21 protein-coding genes are annotated in these 14,162 nt (G+C 54.8%); 10 read left to right on the forward strand and 11 right to left on the reverse strand.

Annotation, left to right across the window (positions count from 1 at the left end; genetic code table 11):
• The first annotated feature begins 361 nt into the window (after nt 1-361).
• Nucleotides 362-748, forward strand: coding sequence for a YidH family protein (locus BM352_RS05935; protein ID WP_090213758.1), 387 nt, complete (start codon nt 362-364; stop codon nt 746-748).
• Between the two features lie 151 nt (nt 749-899).
• Here BM352_RS05935 and BM352_RS05940 read toward each other — a convergent pair whose 3' ends face one another.
• Genes BM352_RS05940 through BM352_RS18925 form a run of 4 tightly spaced genes read right to left on the reverse strand, consistent with a single transcriptional unit; the run spans nt 900 to nt 4,895 of the window.
• A complete protein-coding gene (locus BM352_RS05940) occupies nt 900-2,426 on the reverse strand; it encodes a phospholipase D-like domain-containing protein (protein ID WP_090213760.1) in 1,527 nt (508 codons plus the stop codon).
• Nucleotides 2,426-4,162 (reverse strand): sensor histidine kinase, encoded by a 1,737-nt coding sequence (locus BM352_RS05945; protein WP_090213763.1) that lies wholly within the window; start codon nt 4,160-4,162, stop codon nt 2,426-2,428. Before BM352_RS05945 ends, BM352_RS05940 begins: the two co-directional genes overlap by 1 nt.
• Nucleotides 4,163-4,176: 14 nt before the next feature.
• On the reverse strand, nt 4,177-4,734 hold the full coding sequence (locus BM352_RS05950) for an RNA polymerase sigma factor (RefSeq protein WP_090213766.1): 558 nt from the start codon (nt 4,732-4,734) through the stop codon (nt 4,177-4,179).
• The gene (locus BM352_RS18925) at nt 4,731-4,895 is read right to left on the reverse strand and encodes a NepR family anti-sigma factor (RefSeq protein ID WP_175500630.1); all 165 of its coding nucleotides are present in this window, start codon (nt 4,893-4,895) and stop codon (nt 4,731-4,733) included. The genes BM352_RS05950 and BM352_RS18925 overlap by 4 nt, the downstream gene beginning before the upstream one ends.
• A gap of 97 nt (nt 4,896-4,992) precedes the next feature.
• Here BM352_RS18925 and BM352_RS05955 point away from each other — a divergent pair, with 97 nt between their 5' ends.
• Nucleotides 4,993-5,796: a response regulator gene (locus BM352_RS05955; protein ID WP_090213769.1), complete on the forward strand. Its 804-nt coding sequence runs from the start codon at nt 4,993-4,995 to the stop codon at nt 5,794-5,796.
• A gap of 44 nt (nt 5,797-5,840) precedes the next feature.
• Here BM352_RS05955 and BM352_RS05960 read toward each other — a convergent pair whose 3' ends face one another.
• Together BM352_RS05960 and BM352_RS05965 are read right to left on the reverse strand one after the other, a co-directional pair.
• A complete protein-coding gene (locus tag BM352_RS05960; protein WP_090213771.1) occupies nt 5,841-6,338 on the reverse strand; it encodes a Dps family protein in 498 nt (165 codons plus the stop codon).
• 47 nt (nt 6,339-6,385) lie between these two features.
• Complete coding sequence (locus BM352_RS05965; protein WP_090213773.1) at nt 6,386-6,550, reverse strand: DUF1328 domain-containing protein; 165 nt, start codon at nt 6,548-6,550, stop codon at nt 6,386-6,388.
• A 164-nt stretch (nt 6,551-6,714) separates the two neighbouring features.
• Between BM352_RS05965 and BM352_RS05970 the strand changes: the two genes are divergently transcribed.
• The gene (locus BM352_RS05970) at nt 6,715-7,047 is read left to right on the forward strand and encodes an ElaB/YgaM/YqjD family protein (protein ID WP_090213775.1); all 333 of its coding nucleotides are present in this window, start codon (nt 6,715-6,717) and stop codon (nt 7,045-7,047) included.
• Nucleotide 7,048: 1 nt separating this feature from the next.
• The gene (locus BM352_RS05975; protein WP_090213777.1) at nt 7,049-7,381 is read left to right on the forward strand and encodes a phage holin family protein; all 333 of its coding nucleotides are present in this window, start codon (nt 7,049-7,051) and stop codon (nt 7,379-7,381) included.
• On the opposite strand, the gene BM352_RS05980 is transcribed toward BM352_RS05975, so the two are convergent.
• Nucleotides 7,362-7,721 carry a hypothetical protein gene (locus BM352_RS05980; RefSeq protein WP_090213780.1) on the reverse strand — a complete coding sequence of 120 codons (360 nt, stop codon included), beginning with the start codon at nt 7,719-7,721 and terminating at the stop codon, nt 7,362-7,364. The genes BM352_RS05975 and BM352_RS05980 overlap by 20 nt on opposite strands.
• Nucleotides 7,722-7,807: 86 nt before the next feature.
• Between BM352_RS05980 and BM352_RS05985 the strand changes: the two genes are divergently transcribed.
• Entirely contained in the window at nt 7,808-8,536 is a 729-nt protein-coding gene (locus tag BM352_RS05985; RefSeq protein WP_090213782.1) for a Crp/Fnr family transcriptional regulator, read from the forward strand.
• Between the two features lie 85 nt (nt 8,537-8,621).
• Here the strand turns inward: BM352_RS05985 and BM352_RS05990 are convergent, their stop codons facing one another.
• Together BM352_RS05990 and BM352_RS05995 are read right to left on the reverse strand one after the other, a co-directional pair.
• The gene (locus tag BM352_RS05990) at nt 8,622-8,813 is read right to left on the reverse strand and encodes a PLD nuclease N-terminal domain-containing protein (RefSeq protein ID WP_090213784.1); all 192 of its coding nucleotides are present in this window, start codon (nt 8,811-8,813) and stop codon (nt 8,622-8,624) included.
• Between the two features lie 115 nt (nt 8,814-8,928).
• Entirely contained in the window at nt 8,929-9,069 is a 141-nt protein-coding gene (locus BM352_RS05995; RefSeq protein ID WP_090213787.1) for an entericidin A/B family lipoprotein, read from the reverse strand.
• A 239-nt stretch (nt 9,070-9,308) separates the two neighbouring features.
• On the opposite strand from BM352_RS05995, the gene BM352_RS06000 reads away from it, so the two are divergent.
• The 3 genes from BM352_RS06000 (at nt 9,309) to BM352_RS06010 (ending at nt 11,791) form a co-directional block, all read left to right on the forward strand.
• Nucleotides 9,309-10,388, forward strand: a complete 1,080-nt coding sequence (locus BM352_RS06000) for an AI-2E family transporter (RefSeq protein ID WP_090213790.1) — start codon at nt 9,309-9,311, stop codon at nt 10,386-10,388.
• Nucleotides 10,389-10,666: 278 nt separating this feature from the next.
• Nucleotides 10,667-11,458 (forward strand): PRC-barrel domain-containing protein, encoded by a 792-nt coding sequence (locus tag BM352_RS06005; protein ID WP_090213792.1) that lies wholly within the window; start codon nt 10,667-10,669, stop codon nt 11,456-11,458.
• A 147-nt stretch (nt 11,459-11,605) separates the two neighbouring features.
• The gene (locus BM352_RS06010; RefSeq protein ID WP_090213794.1) at nt 11,606-11,791 is read left to right on the forward strand and encodes a PLDc N-terminal domain-containing protein; all 186 of its coding nucleotides are present in this window, start codon (nt 11,606-11,608) and stop codon (nt 11,789-11,791) included.
• A 100-nt stretch (nt 11,792-11,891) separates the two neighbouring features.
• Here the strand turns inward: BM352_RS06010 and BM352_RS06015 are convergent, their stop codons facing one another.
• Together BM352_RS06015 and BM352_RS06020 are read right to left on the reverse strand one after the other, a co-directional pair.
• Nucleotides 11,892-12,593, reverse strand: coding sequence for an anti-sigma factor (locus BM352_RS06015; protein WP_175500631.1), 702 nt, complete (start codon nt 12,591-12,593; stop codon nt 11,892-11,894).
• Nucleotides 12,590-13,132, reverse strand: a complete 543-nt coding sequence (locus tag BM352_RS06020; RefSeq protein WP_090213799.1) for a sigma-70 family RNA polymerase sigma factor — start codon at nt 13,130-13,132, stop codon at nt 12,590-12,592. The genes BM352_RS06015 and BM352_RS06020 overlap by 4 nt, the downstream gene beginning before the upstream one ends.
• A 166-nt stretch (nt 13,133-13,298) precedes the next feature.
• Between BM352_RS06020 and BM352_RS18930 the strand changes: the two genes are divergently transcribed.
• Nucleotides 13,299-13,442, forward strand: a complete 144-nt coding sequence (locus BM352_RS18930) for a hypothetical protein (protein ID WP_175500632.1) — start codon at nt 13,299-13,301, stop codon at nt 13,440-13,442.
• 138 nt (nt 13,443-13,580) lie between these two features.
• Nucleotides 13,581-13,994 carry a DUF7282 domain-containing protein gene (locus tag BM352_RS06025; RefSeq protein WP_090213801.1) on the forward strand — a complete coding sequence of 138 codons (414 nt, stop codon included), beginning with the start codon at nt 13,581-13,583 and terminating at the stop codon, nt 13,992-13,994.
• Nucleotides 13,995-14,162: the final 168 nt, after the last annotated feature.

Genomic DNA, 14,162 nt, shown 5'->3' on the forward strand with positions numbered 1-14,162 from the left:
AAAGCGAAACCCATATTGCGATGGCCTTTAGAGCTTCCGAAAGAACCGAAAACTGTGTCCGTTGGAGGCCCTCAGAAAGGTCTCTATCGCGAGTTCAGAGACTTCGGATCGCAAAGAGCCGCTTTCCCCTGATCCGACGAGCTTGGACGCTCACGTCGGGCCGATTGAGTCCAGACTGCCAATCCCTGCGCTCATATTTGCGGCCGCCAACAGTGATCTTCGTCGTGCGCATGGACCTATGCTGCGGAGCTGGGTAGGATCGAGGACGGCGCCAATACGCGGCTTCATGTCTTCTTCGAGGTGATGCAACTAAACATGTCGCGCTCTTGCACTAAAGCCAGTGTCAAACTGAAGGATTTCCATGCCCAGCACCGACCTCCCCGAGTCCCCGGATTCCATTGACCTAGCCGACACTCGGACGGCATGGGCAGAGGACAGAACAATGCTAGCCAATGAGAGAACTTTCGCCGGATGGATGCGAACAGGGATGGCATGTATCGCGCTGGCGCTTGGATTGAAGGCCGTGTTTCAGGATACCCAATACCCGATGATTGCCAAGGCCGTGTCAGAGATATTCATTCTCGTAGGGATCATCATATTCTGGGCAGCCGTCACTAAATCCCGAAAAACACGGGCGCGCATGTCCGAGCATGACGTTGCTGCGCAATCCAACAATCAGATGCTCGTTCTGGCTTCAATCCTCACCATTGCCGCGATCGCGACAGGTGTCATTTTGTGGTTGCTCTAAACGGACGCAGCGCACCGCTAATGTCGTACCAAGAATCTTGTATCGGATCTGCTTGTATCAGCTGAGCGGGGCCCCATCGATGAACTCGGCTAAAGCTGGCGCGCGTGCCAAGCTCGCCTGAGACAAGAGTAACTCTTGATTATTCCGTTGCTTAGACAAGTTCCTCGGGCACGCCGGGCAGATTTCTACCAAATCGTCTAGGTGGACTCATGGGGTAAGGAAGTAGAAAGCCCCTGCGATCTGCGGGTGCCGCAGCAAGGTTTGCGATTGCGATGTCCCGGAGTCTGTCAAACGCTCCTTCAAGGTCAGCTGCGCCATTTTCTGCGGGTCCGCATAGCCAATGGTCAAAGCATCGCGATCGGAGTTTCGCCACATCCGCTTCGTGCGTGATTGCGACGCCGGCCTCGGTATCCCACCTCATGCTGCGTCCGTTCAAATTGGCCGAAGAGACAATTGCGAGATCATTATCGAAAATGGAAACCTTTGAGTGAACGTAAACAAGGTCGGCACCCTCCAGCGCGGCACGGTCTGTGGCGCTTGTGGACCGCGCTTGAGCAGCCGCGGCAACAAACAACCGCTGGCCGAAAGCAACGTTCATCTGGTCGATACACTTCGATTGCAGATACTCGCCGTAACGGGCGTCGCTGCGTTTTGAATTTTCGAATGCGACGTCATCCGGAGCTGCGGGTAAAACGAGTATGACTTTTAGTTCTGGGTTTGTGCGGGCCGCGTCGCATAATGCTGTCGCCAGGCGTCGATACCGAAAGAACTGCGTTTCGAAATAGATCAGCTTTCGTGCGGTTTTAAACGCCTCAAGATGCGCGTCCTCGATTTCGTGTAGTATTGTTTTGGGTGACATAAAAAACGGGGCAAGGGCACTCCGCTTGGTTGAATAGGTGCGCAGCAAATTTTTGGATGGCTGTTGCAGTGCTTTATCATCGCCTGAAGCGAATGCTGTCAGGTACGCGTGAGCTTCTCGCGCCACCGGGCCTTCCAACAAAACCTGAACGTCGTGCCACGTTTCTTCGCCGGCCTGATCGTGGGACAGCGTGTCGTAACGGCGCTCGTTCAAATCAAGCCCCCCGATATAGAGTTTTTCTGCGTCAAACACAGCAACCTTTTGGTGGTGGGTAGCTGGGCTTAGACTCGGCGGCGGAAAAATCCGAACGCGCAATGTGTCACCATCTTCGCGTATGAGAGACCGCAAGGCAGGCATGTTGGACAAGGTTCGTTCACGCTTTTCCGCAGTCATACCGCGCAATTCCCTGATGTGTTTGCGCAATTCGATATATGTCCGCGGCCACAGGAGGAATCGGGGCAGCAATCCGGCTTTGGCTGGGTGCAAGTTGGGCTGAACGTCAAGTAACGGGCTGTCACGGACCGCAGTGCGCAGGCGTTTCACCGAAAGATGCGTGGCGTGATGCAGATCGGAGCCAACGATAGGGTCGAAATCCGAGATGCGCAGAGTGATTTTGACACCTTTTTCGACCACGTGTCGGATCAGGTCCGCCCATGTGTCCCCTACAGCCCGCGCCTCGTCCGAGCGCAACCGAGTTGTGGGGTCGAAAACACGAAAGGAAGCAATGACTTCCTTTCGAGCATTGAGAAACGCCCGCTCAAACGCTGGATAGGCCTCGCTCGCCGTCAGAAAGTAGGTGGCGCCCGGAGCTTCGGCCATCAATAGTCCAACGCTTCATGTGAAAAGTCGGCAATCTTGAACGTGGCATTCACTGCGTATTCGGTTTCGGCGTCTTCAATAGTAATTTGGGCACCAAGCTGAATCGAGAAAGAGCGAATGAGCTTCGATCCCAAGCCAGTCTGACCATCTTCGTCCGTATCAAGCAGGATCGCGCCCTTCGAGTTTACGACGCGAAGTAATGCCTCTGCTTCGCCGATCTTGGCGAATGTTATGTCAATCGTGGGGCGACCTTTGGTCGGGGTGCCGACGTACTTCAACGCATTGGTCACAGCTTCCGACGTCAACAACGCAAGCGGCACGGCTTGATCGGGATAAAGAGTGATATCCGCTATGTCCCGAGTGATCTTGATGTCAGTCCCCGGCGCGACCCCGACCGAGATCATTTGCCCAACGACATCCGAAAGCATGTTGCCGGCATTGATATGATTAAGGTTGTCAGTCTGGTATAGATTGCGGTGAACGGCCGACAGTCCAAGGATGCGGTCCTGCAAGCGTCTCAACACCGACTTTGTCTCTGACGATTTGGCCTTCCTCATGTGCATGTTCATGATTGAAGAGATGAGTTGCAGGTTGTTTTTGACGCGGTGGTGAACCTCCTTGAGCAAGATGTTCTTCTCGCGCACGGCTTCTTCCATGCTGGCTTCGTCCTGCAATAGAGATTGGGCCATATAAATGAAGTCATCCTCCATTTCGCGCAGTTCCCGAGCCATCGCCGGACGGGAGGATTGGGCGTCGTCTGGGACTCTTCGTTCCTTGGCGAACAGGCCCATCTGTTTGCGCAAACGTTTGATATGGCTCAGCACCAGCCCGTTGAGCGACATGTAAGCGACCACCAAACTGGCAAGCCACATCAGCAAAGGGAACAAACTGGCAGGACCATAGAATGTGGCCGCCTCGATGATCTCGGACGTTCCATCCCAAATGCTAAGCGCGTAAACGCGGTTCTCCAAAATCGGTGTAACGGTATAAATCCGCTTGTGGTCGTTGTCTTCGAACTCTCGAAAGGCGATCGAGCCTGATCCAGTCAGTGCTTTCAGGCTGCGGTCATGTGGCAGGCGGTCTTCCACGGTTTCTAGGTCAAGACTTGAGGTTAGGACCTCACCTTCGGTGTTGAAGGTTACGATCTCTAACGGGGCCAAATTCGTGTCGGTGACGTTATCGCTCTCTACGCCTGTGTGAGGGATGGAGATGACGACGTACCCGTCAAATACGTCGTCCTTGAAGTATGGGTGAAGCACGACGATCACGGATTCTCCGGAGACGCGTCCGTTCGAACGCACGATCAGGAAGGGTTCTTGCTCTTCGAGCATCCGTTTGAACACAGGGTTGCTCGAGAAGTCGAATGCTCGACCTGCTGAGCTGCATGTCATTTGGCCCTTCGCGTCCGGAAAGCCGATCAACGAAAAACGTGGGGTTTTCCGCAGATAGTCTGACAAGAGATCGAAGCAGGCCTCTGGATCATCCCTTACCGCCGGCAACACGGCTGAAAGCGCCTCCGCGGCACCCACCGCACCTTGGATCAACTCGCGTTCCTGCGTGGCTGCAAGGTCAGTCCACGCAATCAACGACAACTCCAGCCTGTTCTGCGCTTCTTGGGTGACCACGCGGCTTTGATTGACGGCGATCAGCCCAATTGGAAGCAAAGCGAGGCTTAGAAAGAACACCACTCGAAACGCGAGTGTGTCGACCTTGTCTCGGAATTTTCGAAGAGTCACGCGAGGTGCCTTTGCTATACCGGCGAGGAGCCATTGGCCGTCAGAACAGCCATTGTTGCATTGTCTGTTAGCTCCAGCGCGTCGTTATCATCCAATTTCAGCAAAATGGCCAGTTGAGCCCTGCCTCTGTTGACCCGGCTTTTGATGGTGCCGACAGCCACGCCACATGTCTCCGCCGCTTCCTCGTATGAGAAACCAGAGGCGCCGACGAGAATGAGCGCCTCCCGTTGCTCGTCGTTCAGCTTTGCGAAGGCCGCTTTAAAGTCGGTCATCTGCAAGGCGCCGTCATGGGAGGGTTTGACCGCAAGTGTCTCGGTGAAGATGCCCTCCCCGTCAGAGACCTCGCGGTTGAGTTTGCGTCTGCTGGAATAAAAGGTGTTGCGCAAAATCGTGAACAGCCAAGCACGCATATTCGTCCCGGCCTGAAATTTCTCGATGTTGGTCCATGCTTTAACGATGGTGTCTTGCACCATGTCGTCAGCGGTAGACGAGTTGCGCGTAAGGCTCATGGCGAACGCCCTCAGTGCTGGCAAATGCTCTACCAGCTCGTCGCGTGGGTCAGAACTGCTCATCGGTTGGCGTCCGAGCTGTCTGGCGTATCGCCAGACTTCAGCTGCGCCAGAAGCTCTTTAAACCGATCGGGTAACTCTTCGTTGACCACCTCCTCATACACGCGCTTCAGATTCTCGTCGATCTGCTGCGCGCCTGGTATCTTTTTCTCGTCGCTCGCCATGAGTCACCACGTCCTTGAATAAAATTTACACATTTTTCGGAACCAAACGCGCAAACCATGCGTTAGGTTCCGAAAAAACTTTGAATAAGGTAATCAAATGTCTGACAGCATGGATAGATCAATCAGTATCGGAGAGCACCTCCCGTTCTTGCGGCGCTACAGCCGCGCTTTGACCGGCAGCCAGAGCAGCGGCGACGCGTATGCGATGGCGACCCTTGAGGCCATCTTGCATGATCCAAGTGGTTATGACGAAACGAGCGACCCGCGTGTTGGCTTGTTCAAAGTCTTCCACGGGATCTGGTCGAGCTCCGGCGCGCCTGTAGAGGTTGAGGAGATCGGGCTGCATGCCGCCGCGCAGGGTCATCTGGCGAAACTGACTGCGAACACCCGCGAGGCGTTGCTGCTCAACACCATTGAGGGACTGAGCTTTGAGCAAGTGGCCGAGGTCATGGGCGTCGCTCAGGCCGAAGCGGAAGAGCTGGTAATCATTGCCAACCGCGAAATGTTGGCGAGTGTCACAGGTCGAGTGATGATCATCGAAGACGAGCCGATCATTGCCGACGATATCGAGGCGATCGTCGAGCAGTTGGGCCATGAAGTGGTGGGCATCGCCCGCACACGTGGCGAAGCCGTTAAGTTAGGAAAAGAAGAACAGCCAGATCTAATACTCGCTGACATCCAGCTTGCGGATAACTCCTCAGGGATCGACGCAGTGAACGATCTGATTGCCGAGCTTGGAGAAATGCCGGTCATCTTTATCACGGCGTTCCCAGAGCGGCTTTTGACGGGCGAAAAGCACGAACCAGCTTTCCTGATCACTAAGCCGTTTAGCGACGAGCAAGTCCGATCTGCTGTGAGCCAAGCGATGTTCTTTTCTTCAACACAGACCCTTAAGGCCTGATCACTACCGAAAGCCCCGCCAATCTTTGGCGGGGCCTTCTCATCCTAACTGGCCGAAAGCGCCTTAAGCATCCAAGCTGCCTTCTCATGAAAAGCGGACCGCTCGGTCGCTAGATCTTCGGTGACCGGATCGTTGTTTTTTCCAGCGATCTCAATCAATGCGTGAAGGCGGTGCGCGACGCGCTCGTGATCTGCGCTCAGGTCCTCGCACATTTCGCCCGCGCTCGGCGTCTTTTCCAAGTCATTGATCACGGAGTTTTCCGTGATTTCACTCATAGACATGGGGGCCAACTGACCAAGCGCGCGTATGCGCTCTGCCAGCTCGTCTGCGGCTGAAAACATGTTCTCGTACTGCTCTTCTGTCAGATTGTGCAGCGCAAAGAACAGCGGACCCTCCACATTCCAATGATAGGTGTGGGTCTTGAAGGTCAGGCGGTAGGTGTCCGCCAGCACATCACGCAAGCCCTTGGCGACGGAAACTGCGCTTGTGACGCCGCTGTGGACTTCGGAGTTTTCGGGGACAACTTTAAGGGGCTCAGTCACGGGTAGTCCTTTCTGGTAGGGTCAAGTTCAGGCGACTTTTTGCGTGCTCATACCTTGCGGACAAGCCGTACGATCAAGGTCAGCACGAACAGAACGAGGAAGACGAAGAACAAGATTTGTGCGATGCCAGCGGATGCGCTGGCGATTCCGCCAAAGCCGAAAACACCAGCGATGATCGCAACGATAAAGAAGACGAGGGCCCAGTGTAGCATTGTATTTTCCTTTCGAGATGTGAATTGCGATGAGGTCGCATTTGATACCCTATCAACCCCCCATCATGGGGCGGGTTCCGAAAGAAATATTTTGATTATCGCGGAACGCTCTGCGCGGCCGTGCGTTTGTTGTCGAACGTATCTAGAATGAAAGGACGTCTGAAATGGCACGCGCAACAGCAAAACTCGAAGAAATTTCAACCCCGAACTCCGAGGATGTCGCCGCCCAACTGGCGACACTGAAATCCGACTTGATCGGGCTTACCGAAATCATAGCCGAAATGAGCAAAGGAAAGGCGGGCGAGATATCCGAGGTCGCAAAGGCCAAGGCCGAAGCTGCCCGCGCAAGCGGAGCTGAGCAATACGAGAAAGCCAAAGAACGCGCCGCGGATCTTCAAAACCAAGCGAATGATTTTGTAATCAAGCAACCTGCAACGTCACTCGCAATCGCTGCGGGCGCCGGGTTCCTGATCGGTTTTCTGAGCAACCGTCGTTAAGATGTTCAAAACTCTTGAATACAAAGCAAAGTCGGCTGCGCGAGGGTTCGCGCTGTCGGCTTTCGGCGGACTCATGCTAGCAGTTGGTGTTGCTTTCCTGACTGTTGCGGCGTGGATCTACTTGACCGCGCTGGCGGATACGTTGACCGCGGCCACCGCGATCGGACTGACCTACGTGGGGATCGGATTTGTTGTTATGGCACTGGCTGGGTCCCGCAAGCAGGCGGATGAAAGCCATGGAACAGTTCATGCGCATCAGCAGCAGTCGTCGCCGCCCTTGATGCAGGCCTTTTTGCAGGGCATGCAGGCCGGTGCTACTGCGCAACGTCGCTAAACGTCGAGAGAGCCTGCGTCAGCGACTCTGTCGTGAACGGCGCTTTAAGATAGCGACAGTGCAACACTGAACCGGGCTCGGCGCTAACTTCCTGATCAATGATGATCATGCGGGACTGCGTGCTTGAGACAGCGTCTCCAAGGCCTGACGAAATCACGAGGTCGGCGGAACTGCTGACCACAACCGTTGCTGTCGACAGCGTGGTGGTCAGAATTGCTACAGCGTCATCCAAAGTCTCCACCAACCTCACGGATGCGCCATCATCGTAGTCCGCGATGATCTCCTGAAGATCGATTGCCACCAACGGGTCGCGTTCAACCACAACGTAAATGTGCTTCATGTTTCAGCATCCTCGAAAGCATACTGTCTGGATCAATTTCAAATAACGCGCATTAAACTATGACATAGCAATGGGGAAGAAGTCGCATGGTGATCAAGTGCCAAAATTGTCCGCTACGCGGGAAAGATCTGTTCGTCGAGCTCTCCTCTGACGAAGTAAAATTCATGGAGAAATTCAAATCAGGTGAGCTGAAAATCGACGCGGGCACACCGCTTTTGATGGAAGGATCCAATAGCCCGCAGCTCTTTACTGCTTTGAGGGGCATGGGCTTGCGTTACAAACTATTGCCTGACGGCCAGCGCCAGGTGATCAATTTCGTGTTCCCCGGTGACTTTATCGGATTGCAAGCGGGAGTAATGGGGGAAATGGGTCACTCCGTCGAGGCCACAACACAGATGACTCTATGCGTTTTCGATCGCAGCGAGTTCTGGAACTTTTTTCGCGCCCACCCAGGCCGGGCGTTCGATTTGACATGGATGGCTGCTGTCGAGGAACACTTCTTGGGCGAGGCGATGGCATCTGTGGGTCAACGCAGTGCTCTTGAAGCCATAGCGTGGGCGCTGGTGCGGATATTCCAGCGTGGCAATGCGCTTGGGCTTGTGAATGGCAACACGATGCCGTTGCCCTATCGGCAACAAGACATGGCTGACGCGTTGGGCCTTTCTTTGGTCCACACAAACAAAACGCTCGCAAAGCTGAGGGATCGTCAACTGGCAAGCTGGATGGGGGGCGATCTGCAAATTAACAATATAGCCAAACTGGCAGAGTTGGCCAAAATGGAGGTTGAGGAAACCCCGAAGAGACCCATTATGTGAAAGAGGCGAACCTCACAGGCCCAAGCGCAAAAAAAAAGCCGCCCTAATTGCTTGGGCGGCTTTGGTTGTTTCAATTCAATCGTGTTTAAGCGTGGCGCGCCGAGGAGCGGGGCCCGGCAAAGAACCAGATGATAAAGCCAAGGATCGGCAGCAGGACAACGAGTAGTGTCCAGCCCACCTTTGCTCCCGTGCTGGCGCGCGATCCAATAATCGAAACGATCGCCCAAAGGTCGAGGACGAGGACGATGAGGCCGCCTATACCAGAAACTTCTAACATGTCATTTCTCCGTTTATTGCTTATGGCTCCAAACGCACGAGCCAAGGTTTGGTTCCAAACTGGTCGCGTTGTGGATTCCGTCCCGACCAGCGAATGATGCTCAAGTAGGGTCAGGTTACAGATCTTCTTGCACGTCTCGCGCTGTGTCGCTGACGACCTGTCCTGCTGTGCTGATGTCGCGCCCTGCGCCATCAATGGTTTCGCAAGCGGCCAGCGCTCCGAAAGCAAAAACGGCAGCAATCTTGATGATGTTCATGACTAGAATCCTTTCAATGTTCGCAGCCCAACGACAAAGAGGCAGCATCGGTTCCATAAGTTGAGATGGAACCAATTTCGCTATGGCACGTTGAGACAGCACTTCCGAAAGCTAACTCAACCAATAGAGGGATCAGAACCATGAACAGAATCATTTACATCGTAGGCCTTGTTGTCGTCGTCCTCGCCATCCTGTCTTTCATAGGCTTGCGGTAGTCGACTTTCTTGAGGGGGCGCTCAATGGACGATGACCTGAAGTCGATCCGCAGAAGCTTGGTGCTTCTTAGCGTGCTGGCCGTCTTCGTCGTTGCTTACTTCGCGCGCGAGCTGGTTCTGCCAGTCATGTTGGGCGCCCTGATCGCGCTGACCCTCAGTCCCGCAAACCGTGCGCTCCAGCGCATCGGAATGTCCGCTGGGATCGGGGCGGCGTTGCTCATGACCGGCGCGACGTTGGCCATTGCACTGGCGGTTTTCTTTGCCAGCGGGACAATCAGCGAGTGGACCAGTGACGCCCCAGCCATTGCCAAGCAACTTCGTCAGAAACTAAGCGGAGTGAACGAGGCGCTGGAGGTCGTTAAAAAGGCGTCCAAGGACATCGAAGAGATGGCCGGAGATACGTCTGACATAAGTCAGCCCGTCGTCGTCCAGCCGCCCACCTTGCTAAACTCTGCCGTGACGATTGCGGCAAGTACCCTTACGACAATCGGCGTCGCACTGATTTTGGCGCTCTTTTTACTTGCTTCGGGTGATCTGTTTTACCGTAAGCTCATCGCCGCCTTCACGTCACTAGGCGACAAAAAGCGCGCGCTGAGCACGGTGTATGACATCGAGCGGCAGGTTTCGGTCTATCTTTTGACAATCACGCTTATCAACGCCGCCCTTGGCCTTAGTGTTACGCTTGCTTTGTGGGCGCTAGGGCTGGAATACGCATATGTTTGGGGAATTGTTGCGTTTCTCCTGAATTATCTCCCCGTGCTGGGCGGGATCATCGGAACGCTACTTGTCGCAGCATATGCAATCGTGACTTTCGATAGCCTCAGTTATGCCCTGCTGGCGCCCTTGACCTATCAGGTTTTGACGTCCTCAGAAGCGCAGTTCGTCACGCCTTACATTGTCGGTCGACGGATGGAGCTGAACATCGTGGCGGTTTTCCTGACAGTTGTGCTGTGGGGGTGGTTGTGGGGTATCGCAGGCGCAATTGTCGCGGTTCCATTCCTGCTCGTCTTCAAGGTCGTGTGTGACCACGTAGAGAGTTTGAAAACATTCGGCACGTTCTTGTCACCTACCGATCAATCGACAGGGGTGGCAAATAACAGTTAGCGATATGCAAAATATTGCCCAGTGACGCCTGACATCCCGAGGAAGCTGAGAGCATATAGCAGGTGAGTTGCAACTTTAGCTGCAACGAGAATGCCGATGAAAGCTCCGAAATGCTTCGTTTACCTCACACGGTTTAATCGCGTGGGGCTTTAGTCGTTCCGACCTTAAGCATTTGTTTTATAATATTTTTGTTCGAAATTTCAGGAACTTTTGTCCAGTAGAATAGTTGTGTTCCCAGAGCGTCTCAGCATGGACGCGTAATCAGAAAGGAACAGAATATGAAACATTTTCTTACTTCAACCGCCGCCGCTTTGGTCTTGAGCACCGCAGCCTTTGCAGACGGTCATATGGCCGCATTCAATGCGCTGAAATTTGACGAAAGCGTCAACCTGAATGCATCTGAGCTAATCGGAATGCGCGTCTACGCGACCGAGGCCGATATCAACAACGATACCCCAGTCGCCGCAGATGGCGAGAAGGAATGGGACGACATCGGCGAGATCAACGAGATCGTTCTTACCCGTGGGGGTGACGTTCAGGCCATCATCGTAGGTGTCGGTGGATTCGTCGGCATCGGTGAAAAAGATGTTGCCATTGACATGTCGCAGCTGAAATTCGTGAGCGACGGCGAAGATGCAGATGACTACTTCCTGGTGGTTAGTGCAAGCGCTGCGGGCGTGAAAGAAGCTCCAACCTACGAGGGAGCAATGGCGGGCCACTCCACTGATGCTTCCATGGATCGCCCGATGTTCACGGCTCCGACCATGACGCGTGAAGGTTACGCGAACGTCGAGCGTGACGACCTGACAACCGAAGATCTGACAGGCGCGCGAGTGTATGGTCCGAATGACGAAGACATCGGTGAGGTGAGCATGTTGCTGCTGACCGACGACGGCAAGCTGGATCGTGCAGTCATCGACGTGGGCGGGTTCCTTGGCTTGGGTGAACGCTCTGTAGCCGTAACACTGGACGAGCTACAAATCGTCCGCTCTGCCGAGGAGGACACTGTGCGCGTCTATATTGATGCGACCCAAGAGGCGCTCGAACAGCAGCCTGCGTACGACGGCTAAAACGCAAAGAGGGGCGGGACGAGTTCCGCCCCTTTTTCCAAATCCTCGGCAGCTCAGTGACAAGACCGGACCATAGGTGCGGTCGACTAGGCAGCGCCACCGCCGCGCGACGACCTCGCGATGGCAATTTCATAAGGAGTTAAGACAATGGAATATGGACTTCTGGGCCTCGTGGTCCTGATCGCAAACGTTTATGCAATCATCCAGATCATCTCGAGCGGAGCCTCAACGGGAACCAAAGTGCTTTGGACGTTGCTGGTGCTGGTATTGCCAGTCGTAGGCGTTATTGCGTGGCTGATCGCTGGTCCGCGCGGCGGCACAGCGTCCGTTTGACGCTACAACGCGCACAGTCGCCTTTCGCTGATCAGTTCAGTCGGGGCGACTGTCGTCTTCGGATGAGCAGTCTTGCCTCTAAGCTCGTTCAAAAGCGATTTCAGACTTCGCTGACCTGTCCGACCGCCAACACAGCGCCCGTGGGTGCACCTGTGGTTGAGCCCCCATCAGGTTCGTCAGAGATTGCGAGAACCGCTTCCCCCAAAGAAGCCCGAAGTGCTTCTGGAAGCTCGATTTCGCTGCTTTCATCGTCAGTCAGAACCCCAAGAGATACCGGCGCGTTGTCGCCAACGATTGCCCAAAGCTCAAAGTCGCGGCCTCCAGCGGCTTGGCCGGCTGTCCGGGTCAAACGCAAATCGCCGGTTGCGCTGTCATACACAGCCAAAACGCGCAGGCTGTCGTCTTCTGCGGCAATCTCGCTCACGAACATCTGACCTGCGGTAGGGACTTCAGGGACTGGCTGTATAACGAGCATCACAGCCATAACGGCTGCAGCTGCAGTAGCGGTGAGTGAAATTCCTTGCCACAAACCAAGCCGCGCCCAGATCGAGGCGGGTTTCTCGGGCGCCCCGAACAGGTCAGCCGTCAGCCGCGCCTTCAACGCCTTGGGAGGCGCGACAGAGGCAAACTCGTCAGCGAGAGGTTCGAAATGCGCCACCCATTCAGCGACATCATTCTCTAGGTCACGGTCTTCGGCAAGGCGTGACTCAAAGGCGCGTTCGTCTTCGGGACTCATCAAGCGCAGAACGTACTCTGCGGCGAGGGCGCGGCTCTCTTCTTCTGGGGTCAGATCATCTGTCATTGGGTCATGCATTCCCGCAAAGCCAAAAGTGAGCGGCGCAGCCATGTGCGCATCGTGTTCAGCGGAACGTCAAATTTCGCCGCAAGATCGGCGTAGCTTTCCCCCTCCAGATAGGCACCGCGAACGGCTGCACGGCGGTCGCCCGGCAACTCTTCCAAGCACCCGACGATACGTCTCGCCTCGGACCCTGCCACGGCGGATTGCTCGGGCGTAGGTCCGGGTGCCGCCATGCGATCCTCGACATCGGCGATGTCGGAGGTCTGCTTGGTGGCCCGCAGCCTATCAATGGCTGTGTTTCGGGCAATTGTAATTAGCCAGGTCATCGGGCTCATTCCATTGCTTGCGTATCTATCTGCGTAGCGCCAAACCTTCATGTATGTCTCTTGCAGAACATCCTCGGCATTGGCGGTATTGTTCAACACACGCAGCGCCACCCCGAAAAGTTTCGCGGAAGTTGCATCATAGAGTTGAGAAAACGCAGTTCGGTCCCCGAGGGCGACCCGCGATATCATGCGATCAATGTCAGATGGTGTCGTCATATCATTCCAATTCGGTGCCTATGCACTGCTAAGGAATACTGACCTGCATACTCAGTAAGTCAAAGGCTTATCCGCACTCTGCACGTTATTTCGATATCGCTGAAACTTTTGCGAGGCATGGGACGTGAGTTCTATCGGGGCTGGAAAACAAACATGGAGTTTGATGATGAAACAGCTTTTGATCCGCCTTTCAAAGCCCTTGAACAGGTCTGACTTTCCGGAGTCTGTTGCGCGTGCTGACAGCAAACTGTCGCTATCCCGTAGTGAGATCGAGACGCTATTTGCACGCGAGCTTGGGCGGCTGGCATAGTCTCGCGCACCTTGTGGGCGCTGTCGTATAGAAAAAATCTTCGCCACTCGCACGAAAGTTTGAAACTTTCCCGTTTTGGCCTTCGTGACTGAAAGGATGGCTGCAAAACGCAGCCTGAACACAACGGAGAAATATGATATGAAACAGTTGATCCTTGCAGCCGCCCTGTCACTTACAGCGACCGCCACATTCGCAGATGGCCACGCTGCACCGATGGTCATGGCCGCCGACCAATCTGTCGCAAATGGTATCGTCAGCGCCGACAAGATCATGGCTGGCGAAAACGGCTGGCTGGTCGTTCACCGCACTGACGCTGCAATGAAGCCTGGCCCTGTTGTTGGCTACGCTCCAATTCGTGCAGGCGAGACATCTGACGTCGCAGCGATCCTGACCGAAGAGGTCAAACCAGGCGAAATGCTGATGCTGATGGTTCACTCCGAAGCGGGCGGGATGGCTACCGGTGTCTTCGAATACACGCTGGGTGCCAAGGAAGACGGCCCGATCAAGCCCGATGGCAAGCTGGTGATGACCGTTATCACCGCACAGGAGTAACGCACAAACGCGTAAGGAAATGTGAGGGGCGGCCCGCAAGCCGGGCTGCCCTTTTTCGCCTTGGGCAAAGTGGTGAATATGGTGGTGTTCGAAAGACAACTTGCATCTGCCGTAGCGTAAACAAACCCGCAACTCAGCTAGACGTCTCAGGACCTAAGAGGCGACGTT

Source organism: Litoreibacter janthinus (assembly GCF_900111945.1).
In the GTDB taxonomy this organism is placed as follows: Bacteria; Pseudomonadota; Alphaproteobacteria; order Rhodobacterales; family Rhodobacteraceae; genus Litoreibacter; species Litoreibacter janthinus.

Excerpts from the sequence above, each read along its gene's own strand:
- BM352_RS05935 (WP_090213758.1), top strand. The coding sequence starts at position 362 with ATGCCCAGCACCGACCTCCCCGAGTCCCCGGATTCCATTGACCTAGCC.
- BM352_RS05940 (WP_090213760.1), bottom strand. The coding sequence starts at position 2,426 with ATGGCCGAAGCTCCGGGCGCCACCTACTTTCTGACGGCGAGCGAGGCC.
- BM352_RS05950 (WP_090213766.1), bottom strand. The coding sequence starts at position 4,734 with ATGAGCAGTTCTGACCCACGCGACGAGCTGGTAGAGCATTTGCCAGCA.
- BM352_RS18925 (WP_175500630.1), bottom strand. The coding sequence starts at position 4,895 with ATGGCGAGCGACGAGAAAAAGATACCAGGCGCGCAGCAGATCGACGAG.
- BM352_RS05955 (WP_090213769.1), top strand. The coding sequence starts at position 4,993 with ATGTCTGACAGCATGGATAGATCAATCAGTATCGGAGAGCACCTCCCG.
- BM352_RS05965 (WP_090213773.1), bottom strand. The coding sequence starts at position 6,550 with ATGCTACACTGGGCCCTCGTCTTCTTTATCGTTGCGATCATCGCTGGT.
- BM352_RS05970 (WP_090213775.1), top strand. The coding sequence starts at position 6,715 with ATGGCACGCGCAACAGCAAAACTCGAAGAAATTTCAACCCCGAACTCC.
- BM352_RS05975 (WP_090213777.1), top strand. The coding sequence starts at position 7,049 with ATGTTCAAAACTCTTGAATACAAAGCAAAGTCGGCTGCGCGAGGGTTC.
- BM352_RS05980 (WP_090213780.1), bottom strand. The coding sequence starts at position 7,721 with ATGAAGCACATTTACGTTGTGGTTGAACGCGACCCGTTGGTGGCAATC.
- BM352_RS05985 (WP_090213782.1), top strand. The coding sequence starts at position 7,808 with ATGGTGATCAAGTGCCAAAATTGTCCGCTACGCGGGAAAGATCTGTTC.
- BM352_RS05990 (WP_090213784.1), bottom strand. The coding sequence starts at position 8,813 with ATGTTAGAAGTTTCTGGTATAGGCGGCCTCATCGTCCTCGTCCTCGAC.
- BM352_RS05995 (WP_090213787.1), bottom strand. The coding sequence starts at position 9,069 with ATGAACATCATCAAGATTGCTGCCGTTTTTGCTTTCGGAGCGCTGGCC.
- BM352_RS06000 (WP_090213790.1), top strand. The coding sequence starts at position 9,309 with ATGGACGATGACCTGAAGTCGATCCGCAGAAGCTTGGTGCTTCTTAGC.
- BM352_RS06005 (WP_090213792.1), top strand. The coding sequence starts at position 10,667 with ATGAAACATTTTCTTACTTCAACCGCCGCCGCTTTGGTCTTGAGCACC.
- BM352_RS06010 (WP_090213794.1), top strand. The coding sequence starts at position 11,606 with ATGGAATATGGACTTCTGGGCCTCGTGGTCCTGATCGCAAACGTTTAT.
- BM352_RS06015 (WP_175500631.1), bottom strand. The coding sequence starts at position 12,593 with ATGACAGATGATCTGACCCCAGAAGAAGAGAGCCGCGCCCTCGCCGCA.
- BM352_RS06020 (WP_090213799.1), bottom strand. The coding sequence starts at position 13,132 with ATGACGACACCATCTGACATTGATCGCATGATATCGCGGGTCGCCCTC.
- BM352_RS18930 (WP_175500632.1), top strand. The coding sequence starts at position 13,299 with ATGAAACAGCTTTTGATCCGCCTTTCAAAGCCCTTGAACAGGTCTGAC.
- BM352_RS06025 (WP_090213801.1), top strand. The coding sequence starts at position 13,581 with ATGAAACAGTTGATCCTTGCAGCCGCCCTGTCACTTACAGCGACCGCC.